Origin of the sequence: Pseudomonas sp. 6D_7.1_Bac1 (assembly GCF_025465945.1) — a bacterium.
Taxonomy (GTDB): domain Bacteria; phylum Pseudomonadota; class Gammaproteobacteria; order Pseudomonadales; family Pseudomonadaceae; genus Aquipseudomonas.
Genome location: NZ_JANLNW010000060.1, coordinates 128,668 through 142,972 on the forward strand (window position 1 = coordinate 128,668; position 14,305 = coordinate 142,972).

The following is a 14,305-nucleotide window of genomic DNA, read 5'->3' on the forward strand; positions in this document are numbered from 1 at the left end:
AGCTACCTACGCCCCGGAAGCCAAGAAATAGGGCGCGAGATAATATCGCTGTAATAACAAATAATCAACCCAGCAGCGCACTAGCTGCTGGGCTTGAAGCACAATCACACTCAGCCTTGGCGCTGTTTGTGACGCGGTTCCGCGCTGCAAATTACTCGAACAACACCTTCGCGGCGAATAATCTTGCAGTTACGGCACAGCTTTTTCACCGATGCACGAACTTTCATCACCAACTCCTCGAACCTTATGGGTCAGCGCAGCATGCCGCTGCCGTAACCCTTCAGGTTGGCTTTCTTCATCAGGGATTCGTACTGGTGCGAAACGAGGTGCGATTGTACTTGGGACATGAAGTCCATCACAACCACGACCACGATCAGCAACGAGGTCCCGCCAAGGTAGAACGGAACGTTTGCTGCAACCACCAGGAACTGGGGCAACAAGCACACGGCCGTCATATAAAGAGCACCGAACATGGTCAAGCGAGTCAGAACGCCATCAATATAGCGCGCAGACTGCTCACCTGGACGGATACCCGGAATAAAGGCACCGGACTTCTTCAGGTTTTCCGCTACGTCTTTCGGATTGAACATCAACGCCGTATAGAAGAAGCAGAAGAAAATAATCCCTGCACTAAACAGCAGAATATTCAACGGCTGACCAGGAGCGATCGACTGCGAGATGTCCTGCAACCAGCCCATACCTTCAGACTGGCCGAACCAGGCACCCAACGAAGCCGGGAACAGCAAAATGCTGCTCGCGAAAATAGCCGGAATAACACCGGCCATGTTCACTTTCAGCGGCAAGTGGCTAGTCTGCGCAGCAAACACCTTGCGGCCCTGCTGACGCTTGGCGTAGTGAACAGCAATACGACGCTGACCACGCTCAATGAACACCACGAAACCGATAATCGCTACTGCCAGCAAACCGATGGCAACCAGGGCGAAGATGTTGATATCACCCTGACGCGCAGACTCGAAAGACTGCCCGATTGCTCTCGGAAGACCGGCGACGATACCCGAAAAAATCAACATCGAGATACCGTTGCCAACACCACGCTCAGTAATCTGCTCACCCAGCCACATCATGAACATCGCACCAGCCACAAACGTGGATACCGCGACGAAATGGAAGCCAAAGTCACCAGTGAACGCAACGCCCTGCCCCGCCAAGCCAATGGACATGCCAATAGCCTGAACGAGAGCGAGAACGACAGTGCCGTAGCGGGTGTACTGGCTGATCTTGCGACGGCCAGCTTCACCTTCCTTCTTCAACTGCTCCAGCTGCGGGCTGACGGCTGTCATCAGTTGCATGATGATCGATGCCGAAATGTACGGCATGATCCCCAGCGCAAAGATGCTCATCCGCTCCAGCGCGCCGCCGGAAAACATGTTGAACAAGCTAAGAATGGTCCCCTCATTCTGTCGAAACAGGTCCGCGAGTCGGTCCGGGTTGATACCTGGAACCGGGATGTGTGCGCCTATTCGGTAGACGATAATCGCCAGGAACAGAAAACGCAGACGAGCCCAGAGTTCAGACATACCGCCTTTGCCGAGCGCAGAGAGAGCACCTTGCTTAGCCATTTATTCCTCGAACTTGCCGCCAGCTGCTTCGATAGCCGCACGCGCACCTTTGGTGGCGCCGATTCCCTTTCCGATGGTGACAGCGCGAGTAACTTCGCCGGACAGCATGATTTTCACACGCTGTACGTTGACGTTGATCACGTTGGCATCTTTCAGGGACTGCACGGTGACGATGTCGCCTTCCACTTTAGCCAGCTCGGACAGACGCACTTCTGCGCGGTCCATGGCCTTCAGGGAAACGAAACCGAATTTCGGCAGACGACGATGCAGCGGCTGTTGACCGCCTTCAAAGCCTGGAGCAATGGTGCCACCGGAGCGGGAGGACTGACCTTTGTGACCACGGCCACCAGTCTTACCCAAACCACTACCGATACCACGGCCCGGACGATGCTTTTCGCGACGGGAACCCGGCGCTGGACTCAGATCATTGAGTTTCATCGATTAACCCTCGACACGCAGCATGTAGTAAGCCTTGTTGATCATCCCGCGATTCTCGGGAGTATCCAGCACTTCTACAGTGTGACCGATGCGACGCAGACCCAGACCCTTAACGCACAGTTTGTGGTTAGGGATGCGGCCGGTCATGCTTTTGATCAGCGTTACTTTAACGGTAGCCATGATCAGAAGATCTCCTTGACGCTTTTGCCACGCTTGGCGGCAATGGATTCAGGAGACTGCATTGCTTTCAAACCCTTGAAAGTGGCGTGAACCACGTTTACCGGGTTAGTCGAGCCGTAGCACTTGGCCAGAACGTTCTGAACGCCAGCAACTTCGAGGACAGCACGCATAGCGCCGCCAGCGATGATACCGGTACCTTCAGAAGCAGGCTGCATGTACACCTTCGAAGCGCCATGGGCGGACTTCATTGCGTACTGCAGAGTGGTGCCGTTCAGATCAACTTGGATCATGTTGCGGCGAGCAGCTTCCATTGCCTTCTGGATCGCAGCAGGCACTTCACGCGACTTGCCACGGCCGAAGCCAACGCGCCCTTTACCATCACCCACCACGGTCAACGCGGTGAAAGTGAAGATACGGCCGCCTTTAACGGTTTTGGCTACGCGGTTAACTTGAACCAGCTTCTCGATGTAGCCTTCGTCGCGCTTTTGGTCGTTATTTGACATAACTTAGAACTCCAGCCCAGCTTCACGAGCAGCATCAGCCAGCGCCTTGACGCGGCCATGGTACTTGAAGCCAGAGCGGTCGAAAGCCACCTGCGAGACGCCAGCGGCTTTAGCACGCGTAGCGACCAGCTGGCCAACCTTAGTGGCCGCGTCGATGTTGCCAGTGGCGCCATCACGCAGTTCTTTATCCAAAGTCGAGGCACTTGCCAGGACTTTGTTGCCGTCGGCCGAAATGACCTGGGCGTAGATGTGCTGCGACGAACGGAACACGCAGAGACGCACGACTTCGAGTTCGTGCATTTTCAGGCGTGCTTTGCGAGCGCGACGCAGTCGAGTAACTTTTTTGTCGGTCATTTGCTATGCCCTACTTCTTCTTGGCTTCTTTACGACGGACGACTTCGTCCGCGTAGCGCACACCTTTGCCTTTGTACGGCTCTGGTGGACGGAAGTCGCGGATCTCGGCGGCCACTTGACCTACCAGCTGCTTATCGATGCCCTTGATCAGGATATCGGTCTGGCTAGGAGTCTCAGCGGTGATGCCTTCCGGCAGTTCGTAATCCACTGGGTGCGAGAAGCCAAGAGCCAGGTTCAGCACTGTGCCTTTTGCTTGCGCTTTGTAACCAACACCGACCAGCTGGAGCTTGCGCTCGAAGCCTTGGCTTACGCCTTGGACCATGTTGTTTACCAACGCACGAGTGGTACCGGCCATTGCGCGAGTTTGTTGATCGCCATTGCGAGCAGCGAAACGCAGCTCACCAGCTTCTTCAACGATCTCAACGGACGAATGGATGTTCAGTTCAAGAGTGCCCTTGGCACCCTTCACCGAAAGCTGTTGGCCTGCGAATTTAACTTCGACACCGGCTGGCAGCTTAACGGGGTTCTTAGCGACGCGAGACATGCTTATCCCCCCTTAGAACACAGTGCAAAGAACTTCGCCGCCGACACCGGCAGCGCGCGCAGCACGATCCGTCATCACACCTTTGTTGGTGGAGACGATAGACACACCGAGACCGCCACGAACTTTTGGCAGATCATCGACGGACTTGTACTGACGCAGGCCTGGACGGCTAACGCGCTTCACTTCCTCGATGACCGGACGGCCTTCGAAGTACTTCAGCTCGATGGACAGCAGTGGTTTGATTTCGCTGCTGATCTGATAACCCGCGATGTAACCTTCGTCCTTCAGGACTTTAGCTACAGCCACCTTCAACGTGGAAGACGGCATGCTTACGACGGACTTTTCAGCCATCTGGGCATTACGGATTCGAGTTAGCATGTCCGCTAACGGGTCCTGCATACTCATGGGCTAGACGCTCCTAATACAAAAAAATAAGCCTTGCGGCTACTACCTTCGCCGAGAAACTCCGCACGAAAAAAGCACGGGCTCAGGCGAGCCGGGTATTCTAGACACACCCCACAAATGAATCAAGCCCCAATAGGGGCTTGATTCAAGTTCAAGGTCACCGATGGTCAGGATCTTTCGATCCCGAGCACCGAGACTTTGATAGTGCTTACCAGCTGGCTTTAACCAGACCAGGTACGTCACCACGCATTGCCGCTTCACGCAGTTTGTTACGGCCGAGGCCGAACTTGCGGTAAACGCCGTGTGGACGACCGGTCAGGCGGCAGCGGTTACGCATGCGCGAGGCGCTTGCGTCACGTGGCTGCTTCTGCAGAGCTACTGTAGCTTCCCAACGCGCTTCTGGACTTGCGTTCAGATCTACGATGATAGCTTTCAGTGCTGCACGCTTTTTGGCGTACTTGGCAACCGTGAGCTGACGCTTCAGCTCGCGGTTTTTCATGCTCATCTTGGCCATTTTCCTACTCCAATCAGTTGCGGAACGGGAATTTGAAAGCACGCAGCAATGCGCGACCTTCATCATCGTTCTTGGCAGTGGTGGTCAGGGTAATGTCCAGACCGCGGAGAGCATCGATCTTGTCGTAATCGATTTCCGGGAAAATGATCTGCTCTTTTACGCCCATGCTGTAGTTACCACGACCATCGAAGGACTTGGCATTCAGGCCGCGGAAGTCGCGAACCCGAGGCAGGGAGATCGACAGCAGACGATCCAGGAACTCGTACATACGCTCACGGCGCAGAGTCACTTTGACGCCGATCGGCCAACCTTCACGGACTTTAAAGCCAGCGATGGATTTCCGAGCGTAGGTCACAACGACTTTCTGGCCGGTGATCTTTTCCAGGTCAGCAACAGCGTGCTCGATGACTTTTTTGTCGCCGATCGCTTCGCCCAGACCCATGTTCAGGGTGATTTTGGTAACGCGCGGAACTTCCATCACGTTCGAAAGCTTAAGTTCTTCCTTAAGTTTCGGTGCGATTTCCTTCCGGTAAATCTCTTTTAGTCGTGCCATGGTCTTCTACCTAGCAGTGTTCAAGCATCAACCGCTTTTTGGGTCGACTTGAAGACACGAATTTTCTTGCCGTCTTCTACTTTGAAACCAACGCGGTCAGCCTTGTTGGTTTCGCCGTTGAAAATGGCGACGTTGGAAGCGTGCAGTGGCGCTTCTTTTTCGACGATACCGCCTTGTACGCCCGACATCGGGTTAGGCTTGGTATGACGCTTAACCAGGTTCAGACCACCAACAACCAGACGGTCGTCAGCGAGAACCTTAAGCACCTTACCGCGCTTACCTTTGTCTTTGCCGGCGATCACGATGATCTCGTCGTCACGACGAATCTTTTGCATGTCGGATCTCCTTACAGCACTTCTGGGGCGAGCGAGACGATCTTCATGAACTTCTCAGTACGAAGTTCACGGGTCACTGGCCCAAAGATACGGGTGCCGATCGGCTCTTGCTTGTTGTTCAGAAGAACAGCAGCGTTGCCATCAAAGCGGATAATGGAGCCATCAGCACGACGAACGCCGTGACGAGTGCGGACTACAACAGCAGTCATCACTTGGCCTTTTTTCACTTTACCGCGAGGAATTGCTTCCTTGACGGTAACTTTGATGATGTCACCGATACCAGCGTAACGACGATGGGAGCCACCCAGCACCTTGATGCACATAACGCGGCGAGCGCCGCTGTTATCGGCCACATCGAGCATGGATTGAGTCTGAATCATATAATTTCTCCGACCCCTAGTCCTTAGACTTCCACAGCGCGTTCGAGAACTTCAACCAGCGCCCAAGACTTGGTCTTGGCCAAAGGACGAGTTTCACGAATAGTGACTTTGTCGCCGATGTGGCACTGATTGGTTTCGTCGTGCGCGTGCAGCTTAGTCGAACGCTTAACGTATTTACCGTAGATCGGGTGCTTTACGCGACGCTCGATCAGAACGGTGATGGTCTTGTCCATTTTGTCGCTGACAACACGGCCAGTCAGCGTACGGACGGTTTTTTCGGCTTCAGCCATGATTACTTACCTGCCTGCTGTTTGAGCACAGTCTTCACGCGAGCGATGTCACGCTTAACTTGCCGGAGCAGGTGAGACTGCCCCAACTGGCCAGTTGCTTTCTGCATGCGCAGATTGAACTGGTCGCGCAGCAGGCCGAGCAGTTGCTCGTTTAGCTGCGGCGCGTCTTTTTCACGAAGTTCATTCGCTTTCATCACATCACCGTCCGTTTAACAAAGGAGGTGGCGAGCGGCAGCTTTGCAGCAGCCAGGGCGAAAGCCTCACGCGCCAGCTCTTCAGAAACGCCCTCGATTTCATACAGGACTTTGCCTGGCTGAATCTGGGCAACCCAGTATTCCACGTTACCCTTACCTTTACCCATCCGAACTTCGAGTGGCTTTTTGGTTACAGGCTTGTCCGGGAACACACGGATCCAGATCTTGCCGCCACGTTTTACGTGACGGGTCAGAGCACGACGCGCTGACTCGATCTGACGAGCGGTGAGACGACCACGAGCAACAGACTTCAGCGCGAACTCGCCGAAGCTGACTTTGCTACCGCGCAATGCCAGACCACGGTTGTGGCCAGTCATCTGCTTGCGGAACTTCGTACGCTTTGGTTGCAACATTTGGCGTACCCCTTACTTAGCAGCTTTTTTACGAGGCGCTGGTGCTTGTGGTTTCAGCTCTTCTTGGCGACCACCAATTACTTCGCCTTTGAAGATCCAAACCTTTACACCGATCACACCGTAGGTGGTGTGAGCTTCGTAGTTGGCATAGTCGATGTCGGCACGCAGGGTGTGCAGTGGCACACGACCTTCGCGATACCATTCAGTACGTGCGATTTCAGCACCGCCGAGACGACCGCTCACTTGGATTTTGATGCCTTTGGCACCAATGCGCATGGCGTTTTGTACAGCGCGCTTCATAGCGCGACGGAACATAACGCGACGCTCCAGCTGCTGAGCTACGCTCTGCGCAACCAGCATACCGTCGAGCTCCGGCTTGCGGATCTCTTCGATATTGATGTGCACAGGCACACCCATTTGCTTGGTCAGGTCCTGACGCAGTTTCTCAACATCTTCACCTTTCTTCCCGATAACGATACCTGGACGAGCGGTGTGGATGGTGATACGTGCAGTTTGGGCCGGACGATGGATATCGATACGGCTTACGGACGCGCTTTTTAGTTTGTCTTGGAGATACTCACGCACCTTCAGATCAGCGAACAAATAGTCCGCATAAGTCCGACCGTCTGCGTACCAGACGGAGGTGTGCTCCTTGACGATTCCCAGGCGAATGCCAATGGGATGTACTTTCTGACCCATCTCTTCGACTCCGTTACTTGTCAGCAACCTTGACAGTGATATGGCAAGACCGCTTGACGATGCGATCAGCACGGCCTTTGGCACGTGGCATGATGCGCTTCAGCGAACGCCCTTCGTTGACGAAAACGGTGCTGACTTTAAGGTCATCAACGTCTGCGCCTTCGTTATGCTCGGCGTTGGCTACGGCCGACTCCAGCACTTTCTTCATGATCTCGGCGGCTTTCTTACTGCTGAAAGCCAACAGGTTGAGCGCTTCGCCCACCTTCTTCCCGCGGATCTGGTCGGCGACCAAGCGGGCTTTCTGGGCGGAGATTCGAGCGCCCGACAACTTAGCGGCTACTTCCATTTCCTAACCCCTTAACGCTTGGCTTTCTTGTCAGCCACGTGCCCACGATATGTGCGGGTACCGGCGAACTCGCCCAGTTTGTGGCCGACCATGTCTTCGTTAACGAGAACTGGGACGTGTTGACGACCGTTGTGTACTGCGATGGTCAAACCGACCATTTGTGGCAGGATCATGGAACGGCGCGACCAGGTCTTAACTGGTTTGCGATCGTTCTTTTCCGCCGCCACTTCGATCTTCTTCAGTAGGTGAAGATCGATAAAAGGACCTTTTTTCAGAGAACGTGGCACTGTCGTATCCCTCTATTTACTTGCGACGACGGACGATCATTTTGTCGGTACGCTTATTACCACGAGTCTTCGCGCCCTTAGTCGGGAAGCCCCATGGCGATACCGGATGACGACCACCAGAGGTACGACCTTCACCACCACCATGTGGGTGGTCAACCGGGTTCATGGCAACACCACGAACGGTTGGGCGAACGCCACGCCAGCGTTTGGCACCAGCTTTACCCAGCGAACGCAGGCTGTGCTCGGAGTTCGAGACTTCACCCAAGGTCGCGCGGCATTCAGCCAGCACTTTACGCATCTCACCAGAACGCAGACGCAGGGTCACGTAGACACCTTCACGAGCGATCAGCTGAGCCGAAGCACCAGCGGAACGAGCGATTTGCGCGCCTTTACCTGGCTTCAATTCGATGCCGTGTACGGTGCTACCAACTGGAATGTTACGCAGTTGCAGAGCGTTGCCCGGCTTGATCGGTGCCAAAGCACCTGCGATCAGCTGGTCGCCAGCACTCACGCCTTTAGGGGCGATGATGTAGCGACGCTCGCCATCTGCGTACAGCAGCAGAGCGATGTGAGCAGTACGGTTTGGATCGTATTCGATACGCTCGACAGTGGCAGCGATGCCATCTTTGTCGTTACGACGGAAGTCGACCAGACGATAATGCTGCTTATGACCACCACCGATGTGACGAGTGGTAATACGGCCATTGTTGTTACGACCACCAGACTTCGATTTTTTCTCGAGCAGCGGTGCGTGAGGAGCGCCTTTATGCAGCTCCTGGTTGACCACCTTGACCACAAAACGGCGGCCAGGGGAAGTCGGTTTGCATTTAACGATTGCCATGATGCACCCCTTCCTTACTCAGCACTGCTGCTGAAATCGAGATCTTGGCCTGGCTGAAGGGAGATAACTGCCTTCTTCCAGTCATTACGCTTGCCCAGACCGCGAGCAGTGCGCTTGCTCTTACCCAGAACATTCAGGGTAGTAACACGCTCTACTTTCACGCTGAACAGGCTTTCGACGGCCTTCTTGATTTCCAGCTTGGTTGCGTCAGTTGCAACCTTGAAAACGAACTGGCCTTTCTTGTCAGCCAGAACCGTAGCCTTCTCGGAAACGTGCGGGCCAAGCAGAACTTTAAATACGCGTTCCTGGTTCATCCCAGCAGCTCCTCGAATTTCTTCACGGCCGACACGGTGATCAACACCTTGTCGTATGCGATCAGACTAACTGGATCGGAACCTTGCACGTCACGTACATCAACGTGTGGCAGGTTGCGAGCAGCCAGGTACAGGTTCTGATCAATCACTTCAGACACGATCAAGACGTCAGTCAGGCCCATGCCAGTCAGCTTGTTCAGCAGATCTTTGGTCTTCGGTGCATCAACAGCGAAGTCCTGAACCACGACCAGACGATCAGTACGCACCAGCTCAGCAAGGATGGAACGCATTGCTGCGCGATACATCTTCTTGTTCAGCTTCTGGGTGTGATCCTGAGGACGAGCTGCGAAAGTGGTACCGCCGCCACGCCAGATTGGGCTACGGATAGTACCGGCACGAGCACGGCCAGTACCTTTCTGACGCCATGGGCGCTTACCGCCACCACGAACGTCGGAACGGGTCTTTTGCTGCTTGCTACCTTGACGGCCGCCGGCCATGTAGGCCACGACTGCTTGGTGAACCAGCGTCTCGTTGAACTCGCCGCCAAATGTCAGTTCGGAAACTTCGATCGCTTGAGCGTCATTTACATTTAATTGCATGTCAGCTTCCCCTTAACCGCGAGCCTTGGCTGCTGGACGTACAACCAGGTTGCCGCCAGTAGCGCCAGGAACAGCGCCCTTGACCAACAACAGATTGCGTTCAGCGTCCACGCGCACTACTTCCAGGGACTGCACGGTCACGCGCTCAGCGCCCATATGACCGGACATTTTTTTGCCCTTGAATACACGACCAGGAGTCTGGCACTGGCCGATAGAGCCCGGGACGCGGTGGGATACGGAGTTACCGTGGGTGTTATCTTGCCCGCGGAAATTCCAACGCTTGATCGTACCCTGGAAGCCTTTACCCTTGGACTGACCGGTTACATCAACCAGTTGACCAGCAGCGAAGATTTCAGCGTTGATCAGATCGCCGGCCTGGTACTCGCCTTCTTCAAGACGGAATTCCATTACGGTACGACCAGCGGCAACGTTCGCTTTAGCGAAGTGGCCAGCTTGAGCAGCTGTTACACGCGAAGCACGACGCTCGCCGACAGTGACTTGCACTGCACGATAGCCATCGGTCTCTTCAGTTTTGAACTGGGTGACGCGATTCGGCTCGATCTCAATGACCGTGACCGGAATGGAGACACCTTCTTCGGTGAAAATACGGGTCATACCGCATTTACGACCGACTACACCAATAGTCATGTTGTAAACCTCATGAGTGTACGGGGCTTTCACCCGCTATGGCCGCCCATTTCAGAGCGTTACACGACTAAGACCGAGTCTTAGCCGAGGCTGATCTGCACTTCCACACCGGCCGCAAGATCAAGCTTCATAAGAGCATCAACGGTTTTATCCGTTGGCTGGACGATGTCCAGAACGCGCTTATGAGTACGGATCTCGTACTGGTCACGCGCGTCTTTGTTGACGTGCGGGGAGACCAGAACGGTGAACCGCTCTTTACGGGTAGGCAGTGGAATTGGACCACGCACTTGAGCACCAGTACGTTTCGCGGTTTCCACGATTTCCTGGGTGGATTGGTCGATCAGGCGATGGTCAAAAGCCTTCAACCTGATACGGATTTGCTGATTTTGCATTGGATTTCAGACTCCGGCTGCTATTCCCACCGGGCGCACTGCGCCCGTTAAAAGGAGGCGCAATTCTATAGACGGGCCGACATAGTGTCAACTCAATAAAAAAGCCCCCGCAAGCGGAGGCTTTTTATCAAATCAACGATTACTCGATGATTTTGGCTACGACGCCGGCGCCGACGGTACGACCGCCTTCACGGATAGCGAAACGCAGACCGTCTTCCATTGCGATGGTCTTGATCAGGGTGACAACCATTTTGATGTTGTCGCCTGGCATTACCATTTCAACGCCTTCCGGCAGTTCGCAGTTACCGGTCACGTCAGTGGTCCGGAAGTAGAACTGTGGACGGTAGCCTTTGAAGAACGGAGTGTGACGACCGCCTTCTTCTTTGCTCAGAACGTACACTTCAGCTTCGAACTTGGTGTGCGGCTTGACCGAACCTGGCTTAACCAGAACCTGGCCACGCTCAACGTCGTCACGCTTGGTACCACGCAGCAGAACGCCGCAGTTCTCGCCAGCACGACCTTCGTCGAGCAGCTTACGGAACATTTCAACACCGGTGCAGGTGGTGACGGTAGTGTCACGCAGACCAACGATTTCCAGTGGATCCTGAACCTTGACGATACCGCGCTCGATACGGCCAGTTACAACAGTACCGCGACCAGAGATCGAGAATACGTCTTCGATTGGCATCAGGAACGGCTTGTCGATAACACGAACCGGCTCTGGGATGTAGCTGTCCAGAGTTTCTACCAGACGCTTAACAGCGGTGGTACCCATTTCGTTGTCGTCTTGGCCGTTCAGAGCCATCAGAGCCGAACCGATGATGATCGGAGTGTCGTCACCTGGGAAGTCGTAAGTGCTCAGCAGATCGCGCACTTCCATCTCAACCAGTTCCAGCAGCTCAGCGTCGTCAACCATGTCAGCCTTGTTCAGGAAGACAACGATGTACGGAACGCCAACCTGACGGGACAGCAGGATGTGCTCGCGGGTTTGCGGCATCGGACCATCAGCGGCCGAGCAAACCAGGATAGCGCCGTCCATCTGGGCAGCACCGGTGATCATGTTCTTCACATAGTCAGCGTGACCTGGGCAGTCAACGTGAGCGTAGTGACGGATCGCCGAGTTGTATTCAACGTGCGCGGTGTTGATGGTGATACCACGAGCCTTTTCTTCCGGAGCGCTGTCGATTTTGTCGAAAGCAACAACGGCCGAACCGAAAACTTCGGAGCAGACGCGAGTCAGAGCAGCAGTCAGAGTGGTTTTACCGTGGTCAACGTGACCGATGGTGCCAACGTTGACGTGCGGTAGGGAACGATCAAATTTTTCTTTAGCCACGACAATTAACTCCTAGCCTAAAGGGGCTGAATCAGCCTTGTTTTTTGGTAACAGTTTCGACGATATGCGACGGAGCTGTATTGTATTTTTTGAATTCCATAGAGTAGCTTGCGCGACCTTGGGACATGGAACGAACGTCGGTCGCATAACCGAACATCTCACCCAACGGAACCTCGGCGCGAATCACTTTGCCGGAAACCGTGTCTTCCATACCCAGGATCATGCCGCGACGACGGTTAAGGTCGCCCATCACGTCACCCATATAGTCTTCAGGCGTAACAACCTCTACCGCCATGATCGGCTCAAGCAACTCACCTCCACCCTTCTGGGCCAGTTGCTTGGTTGCCATGGAAGCAGCCACCTTAAACGCCATCTCGTTGGAGTCGACGTCGTGGTAGGAACCATCAAACACGGTAGCCTTCAGGCCGATCAGAGGATAGCCGGCGACAACGCCGTTCTTCATCTGCTCTTCGATACCTTTCTGGATAGCCGGGATGTATTCCTTAGGAACCACACCACCCACCACTTCGTTCAGGAATTGCAGACCTTCCTGACCTTCGTCAGCAGGAGCAAAACGAATCCAGCAATGACCGAACTGGCCACGACCGCCGGACTGACGAACGAACTTGCCTTCAATTTCGCAGCTTTTCGTGATGCGCTCACGGTACGAAACTTGAGGCTTACCGATGTTGGCTTCGACGTTGAACTCACGGCGCATCCGATCAACCAGGATGTCCAGGTGCAACTCGCCCATGCCGGAGATGATCGTTTGACCAGTCTCTTCATCAGTCTTGACGCGGAAAGATGGATCTTCCTGAGCAAGTTTGCCCAGAGCGATACCCATTTTTTCCTGGTCGTCCTTGGTCTTAGGCTCTACGGCAACCGAAATAACCGGCTCCGGGAAGTCCATGCGAACCAGGATGATTGGCTTGTCAGCGTTGCACAAAGTTTCACCAGTGGTGACGTCCTTCATGCCGATCAAGGCCGCGATGTCGCCAGCGCGCACTTCCTTGATTTCTTCACGGGCGTTTGCGTGCATTTGCACCATACGACCCACGCGCTCTTTCTTGCCTTTAACCGAGTTGATCACGCCGTCGCCGGAGGCCAACACGCCCGAGTAAACTCGAACGAAGGTCAAGGTACCCACGAATGGGTCGGTAGCGATCTTGAACGCCAGAGCCGAGAACGGCTCGCTGTCGTCTGCGTGACGCTCCATTTCCTTGGTCTCGTCATCCGGGTCAGTACCCTTGATGGCAGGAATGTCGGTAGGAGCAGGCAGGTAGTCGATAACGGCGTCGAGAACCAGGGGAACACCCTTGTTCTTGAAGGAAGAACCGCAAACAGCCAGAACGATCTCACCAGCGATAGTACGCTGACGCAGAGCGGCCTTGATTTCCGCGTTGGTGAGTTCTTCACCTTCGAGGTACTTGTTCATCAGCTCTTCGCTGGCTTCAGCCGCAGCTTCAATCATGTTGCCGCGCCACTCGTTGGCCAATTCCTGCAATTCAGCAGGGATAGGCTCGCGACGAGGAACCATGCCTTTGTCAGCGTCATTCCAGTAAACAGCTTCCATGGACATCAGATCAATCTGACCCTGGAAGTTGTCTTCGGAACCGATAGCCAACTGGATTGGCACCGGGGTATGACCCAGACGCTGCTTGATCTGACCGATCACGCGCAGGAAGTTTGCACCAGCACGGTCCATCTTGTTTACGTAAACAAGACGTGGAACGCCGTACTTGTTGGCTTGACGCCATACGGTTTCCGACTGAGGCTCAACACCCGAGGTACCGCAGAACACAACGACCGCGCCGTCGAGAACACGCAGGGAACGCTCAACTTCAATGGTGAAGTCTACGTGGCCCGGGGTGTCGATGACGTTGAAACGGTATTGATCTTTGTGCTGCTTCTCGGAACCCTGCCAGAAAGCGGTAATAGCAGCAGAAGTAATGGTAATACCACGCTCCTGCTCCTGCACCATCCAGTCTGTGGTCGCGGCGCCGTCATGCACCTCGCCCATTTTGTGACTTTTGCCAGTGTAAAAAAGGACGCGCTCGGTGGTGGTGGTTTTACCAGCATCCACGTGAGCAACGATACCAATGTTACGGTAGCGGTTAATCGGTGTTGTACGAGCCATAAAGCCCTCGCAAAATTAGTGACGCT

The 14,305-nt window shown here is 54.5% G+C and carries 25 protein-coding genes; all 25 read right to left on the reverse strand.

The window, feature by feature from the left end:
* Positions 1-110: 110 nt before the first annotated feature.
* Complete coding sequence (rpmJ, locus tag NTD87_RS16825) at positions 111-227, reverse strand: 50S ribosomal protein L36 (protein WP_002555468.1); 117 nt, start codon at positions 225-227, stop codon at positions 111-113.
* A gap of 24 nt (positions 228-251) precedes the next feature.
* Positions 252-1,580, reverse strand: coding sequence for a preprotein translocase subunit SecY (gene secY / locus NTD87_RS16830; protein WP_003228718.1), 1,329 nt, complete (start codon positions 1,578-1,580; stop codon positions 252-254).
* Positions 1,581-2,018, reverse strand: a complete 438-nt coding sequence (gene rplO / locus NTD87_RS16835; protein WP_007896782.1) for a 50S ribosomal protein L15 — start codon at positions 2,016-2,018, stop codon at positions 1,581-1,583. It lies immediately after the preceding gene.
* A 3-nt stretch (positions 2,019-2,021) separates the two neighbouring features.
* Positions 2,022-2,198 (reverse strand): 50S ribosomal protein L30, encoded by a 177-nt coding sequence (gene rpmD, locus NTD87_RS16840; protein WP_003186033.1) that lies wholly within the window; start codon positions 2,196-2,198, stop codon positions 2,022-2,024.
* A gap of 2 nt (positions 2,199-2,200) precedes the next feature.
* Positions 2,201-2,701 (reverse strand): 30S ribosomal protein S5, encoded by a 501-nt coding sequence (rpsE, locus tag NTD87_RS16845; RefSeq protein ID WP_003186035.1) that lies wholly within the window; start codon positions 2,699-2,701, stop codon positions 2,201-2,203.
* A 3-nt stretch (positions 2,702-2,704) separates the two neighbouring features.
* Complete coding sequence (rplR, locus tag NTD87_RS16850) at positions 2,705-3,055, reverse strand: 50S ribosomal protein L18 (RefSeq protein ID WP_003186037.1); 351 nt, start codon at positions 3,053-3,055, stop codon at positions 2,705-2,707.
* A gap of 10 nt (positions 3,056-3,065) precedes the next feature.
* Complete coding sequence (gene rplF / locus NTD87_RS16855) at positions 3,066-3,599, reverse strand: 50S ribosomal protein L6 (protein ID WP_003176412.1); 534 nt, start codon at positions 3,597-3,599, stop codon at positions 3,066-3,068.
* Between the two features lie 12 nt (positions 3,600-3,611).
* A complete protein-coding gene (rpsH, locus tag NTD87_RS16860) occupies positions 3,612-4,004 on the reverse strand; it encodes a 30S ribosomal protein S8 (protein ID WP_003186040.1) in 393 nt (130 codons plus the stop codon).
* Between the two features lie 208 nt (positions 4,005-4,212).
* Entirely contained in the window at positions 4,213-4,518 is a 306-nt protein-coding gene (gene rpsN, locus NTD87_RS16865) for a 30S ribosomal protein S14 (protein WP_003176414.1), read from the reverse strand.
* A 13-nt stretch (positions 4,519-4,531) separates the two neighbouring features.
* Positions 4,532-5,071, reverse strand: coding sequence for a 50S ribosomal protein L5 (gene rplE, locus NTD87_RS16870; protein ID WP_003210069.1), 540 nt, complete (start codon positions 5,069-5,071; stop codon positions 4,532-4,534).
* A 20-nt stretch (positions 5,072-5,091) separates the two neighbouring features.
* On the reverse strand, positions 5,092-5,406 hold the full coding sequence (gene rplX / locus NTD87_RS16875; protein WP_007896770.1) for a 50S ribosomal protein L24: 315 nt from the start codon (positions 5,404-5,406) through the stop codon (positions 5,092-5,094).
* A gap of 11 nt (positions 5,407-5,417) precedes the next feature.
* Positions 5,418-5,786, reverse strand: coding sequence for a 50S ribosomal protein L14 (gene rplN / locus NTD87_RS16880; protein WP_002555479.1), 369 nt, complete (start codon positions 5,784-5,786; stop codon positions 5,418-5,420).
* A gap of 23 nt (positions 5,787-5,809) precedes the next feature.
* Positions 5,810-6,076: a 30S ribosomal protein S17 gene (rpsQ, locus tag NTD87_RS16885; protein WP_096514759.1), complete on the reverse strand. Its 267-nt coding sequence runs from the start codon at positions 6,074-6,076 to the stop codon at positions 5,810-5,812.
* A 2-nt stretch (positions 6,077-6,078) separates the two neighbouring features.
* Complete coding sequence (gene rpmC / locus NTD87_RS16890) at positions 6,079-6,270, reverse strand: 50S ribosomal protein L29 (protein ID WP_008030901.1); 192 nt, start codon at positions 6,268-6,270, stop codon at positions 6,079-6,081.
* Entirely contained in the window at positions 6,270-6,683 is a 414-nt protein-coding gene (gene rplP / locus NTD87_RS16895) for a 50S ribosomal protein L16 (protein ID WP_003186052.1), read from the reverse strand. The genes rpmC and rplP overlap by 1 nt, the downstream gene beginning before the upstream one ends.
* A 12-nt stretch (positions 6,684-6,695) precedes the next feature.
* Entirely contained in the window at positions 6,696-7,382 is a 687-nt protein-coding gene (rpsC, locus tag NTD87_RS16900; RefSeq protein ID WP_003176422.1) for a 30S ribosomal protein S3, read from the reverse strand.
* 13 nt (positions 7,383-7,395) lie between these two features.
* Positions 7,396-7,728, reverse strand: a complete 333-nt coding sequence (gene rplV / locus NTD87_RS16905) for a 50S ribosomal protein L22 (RefSeq protein ID WP_003103908.1) — start codon at positions 7,726-7,728, stop codon at positions 7,396-7,398.
* Between the two features lie 11 nt (positions 7,729-7,739).
* Entirely contained in the window at positions 7,740-8,015 is a 276-nt protein-coding gene (gene rpsS, locus NTD87_RS16910; protein ID WP_002555486.1) for a 30S ribosomal protein S19, read from the reverse strand.
* Between the two features lie 16 nt (positions 8,016-8,031).
* Complete coding sequence (gene rplB, locus NTD87_RS16915; RefSeq protein WP_003186055.1) at positions 8,032-8,856, reverse strand: 50S ribosomal protein L2; 825 nt, start codon at positions 8,854-8,856, stop codon at positions 8,032-8,034.
* A 14-nt stretch (positions 8,857-8,870) separates the two neighbouring features.
* The gene (rplW, locus tag NTD87_RS16920; protein WP_002555488.1) at positions 8,871-9,170 is read right to left on the reverse strand and encodes a 50S ribosomal protein L23; all 300 of its coding nucleotides are present in this window, start codon (positions 9,168-9,170) and stop codon (positions 8,871-8,873) included.
* Positions 9,167-9,769 (reverse strand): 50S ribosomal protein L4, encoded by a 603-nt coding sequence (gene rplD, locus NTD87_RS16925; RefSeq protein ID WP_262115159.1) that lies wholly within the window; start codon positions 9,767-9,769, stop codon positions 9,167-9,169. The genes rplW and rplD overlap by 4 nt, the downstream gene beginning before the upstream one ends.
* A gap of 12 nt (positions 9,770-9,781) precedes the next feature.
* Positions 9,782-10,417, reverse strand: a complete 636-nt coding sequence (gene rplC, locus NTD87_RS16930) for a 50S ribosomal protein L3 (protein WP_003186059.1) — start codon at positions 10,415-10,417, stop codon at positions 9,782-9,784.
* A gap of 80 nt (positions 10,418-10,497) precedes the next feature.
* Entirely contained in the window at positions 10,498-10,809 is a 312-nt protein-coding gene (gene rpsJ / locus NTD87_RS16935; RefSeq protein WP_003186070.1) for a 30S ribosomal protein S10, read from the reverse strand.
* Between the two features lie 139 nt (positions 10,810-10,948).
* A complete protein-coding gene (gene tuf / locus NTD87_RS16940; RefSeq protein ID WP_123423430.1) occupies positions 10,949-12,142 on the reverse strand; it encodes an elongation factor Tu in 1,194 nt (397 codons plus the stop codon).
* A 31-nt stretch (positions 12,143-12,173) separates the two neighbouring features.
* A complete protein-coding gene (fusA, locus tag NTD87_RS16945) occupies positions 12,174-14,279 on the reverse strand; it encodes an elongation factor G (protein ID WP_262115160.1) in 2,106 nt (701 codons plus the stop codon).
* Between the last annotated feature and the right edge of the window lie 26 nt (positions 14,280-14,305).

Excerpts from the sequence above, each read along its gene's own strand:
- rpmJ (WP_002555468.1), bottom strand. The coding sequence starts at position 227 with ATGAAAGTTCGTGCATCGGTGAAAAAGCTGTGCCGTAACTGCAAGATT.
- secY (WP_003228718.1), bottom strand. The coding sequence starts at position 1,580 with ATGGCTAAGCAAGGTGCTCTCTCTGCGCTCGGCAAAGGCGGTATGTCT.
- rplO (WP_007896782.1), bottom strand. The coding sequence starts at position 2,018 with ATGAAACTCAATGATCTGAGTCCAGCGCCGGGTTCCCGTCGCGAAAAG.
- rpmD (WP_003186033.1), bottom strand. The coding sequence starts at position 2,198 with ATGGCTACCGTTAAAGTAACGCTGATCAAAAGCATGACCGGCCGCATC.
- rpsE (WP_003186035.1), bottom strand. The coding sequence starts at position 2,701 with ATGTCAAATAACGACCAAAAGCGCGACGAAGGCTACATCGAGAAGCTG.
- rplR (WP_003186037.1), bottom strand. The coding sequence starts at position 3,055 with ATGACCGACAAAAAAGTTACTCGACTGCGTCGCGCTCGCAAAGCACGC.
- rplF (WP_003176412.1), bottom strand. The coding sequence starts at position 3,599 with ATGTCTCGCGTCGCTAAGAACCCCGTTAAGCTGCCAGCCGGTGTCGAA.
- rpsH (WP_003186040.1), bottom strand. The coding sequence starts at position 4,004 with ATGAGTATGCAGGACCCGTTAGCGGACATGCTAACTCGAATCCGTAAT.
- rpsN (WP_003176414.1), bottom strand. The coding sequence starts at position 4,518 with ATGGCCAAGATGAGCATGAAAAACCGCGAGCTGAAGCGTCAGCTCACG.
- rplE (WP_003210069.1), bottom strand. The coding sequence starts at position 5,071 with ATGGCACGACTAAAAGAGATTTACCGGAAGGAAATCGCACCGAAACTT.
- rplX (WP_007896770.1), bottom strand. The coding sequence starts at position 5,406 with ATGCAAAAGATTCGTCGTGACGACGAGATCATCGTGATCGCCGGCAAA.
- rplN (WP_002555479.1), bottom strand. The coding sequence starts at position 5,786 with ATGATTCAGACTCAATCCATGCTCGATGTGGCCGATAACAGCGGCGCT.
- rpsQ (WP_096514759.1), bottom strand. The coding sequence starts at position 6,076 with ATGGCTGAAGCCGAAAAAACCGTCCGTACGCTGACTGGCCGTGTTGTC.
- rpmC (WP_008030901.1), bottom strand. The coding sequence starts at position 6,270 with ATGAAAGCGAATGAACTTCGTGAAAAAGACGCGCCGCAGCTAAACGAG.
- rplP (WP_003186052.1), bottom strand. The coding sequence starts at position 6,683 with ATGTTGCAACCAAAGCGTACGAAGTTCCGCAAGCAGATGACTGGCCAC.
- rpsC (WP_003176422.1), bottom strand. The coding sequence starts at position 7,382 with ATGGGTCAGAAAGTACATCCCATTGGCATTCGCCTGGGAATCGTCAAG.
- rplV (WP_003103908.1), bottom strand. The coding sequence starts at position 7,728 with ATGGAAGTAGCCGCTAAGTTGTCGGGCGCTCGAATCTCCGCCCAGAAA.
- rplB (WP_003186055.1), bottom strand. The coding sequence starts at position 8,856 with ATGGCAATCGTTAAATGCAAACCGACTTCCCCTGGCCGCCGTTTTGTG.
- rplW (WP_002555488.1), bottom strand. The coding sequence starts at position 9,170 with ATGAACCAGGAACGCGTATTTAAAGTTCTGCTTGGCCCGCACGTTTCC.
- rplD (WP_262115159.1), bottom strand. The coding sequence starts at position 9,769 with ATGCAATTAAATGTAAATGACGCTCAAGCGATCGAAGTTTCCGAACTG.
- rplC (WP_003186059.1), bottom strand. The coding sequence starts at position 10,417 with ATGACTATTGGTGTAGTCGGTCGTAAATGCGGTATGACCCGTATTTTC.
- rpsJ (WP_003186070.1), bottom strand. The coding sequence starts at position 10,809 with ATGCAAAATCAGCAAATCCGTATCAGGTTGAAGGCTTTTGACCATCGC.
- fusA (WP_262115160.1), bottom strand. The coding sequence starts at position 14,279 with ATGGCTCGTACAACACCGATTAACCGCTACCGTAACATTGGTATCGTT.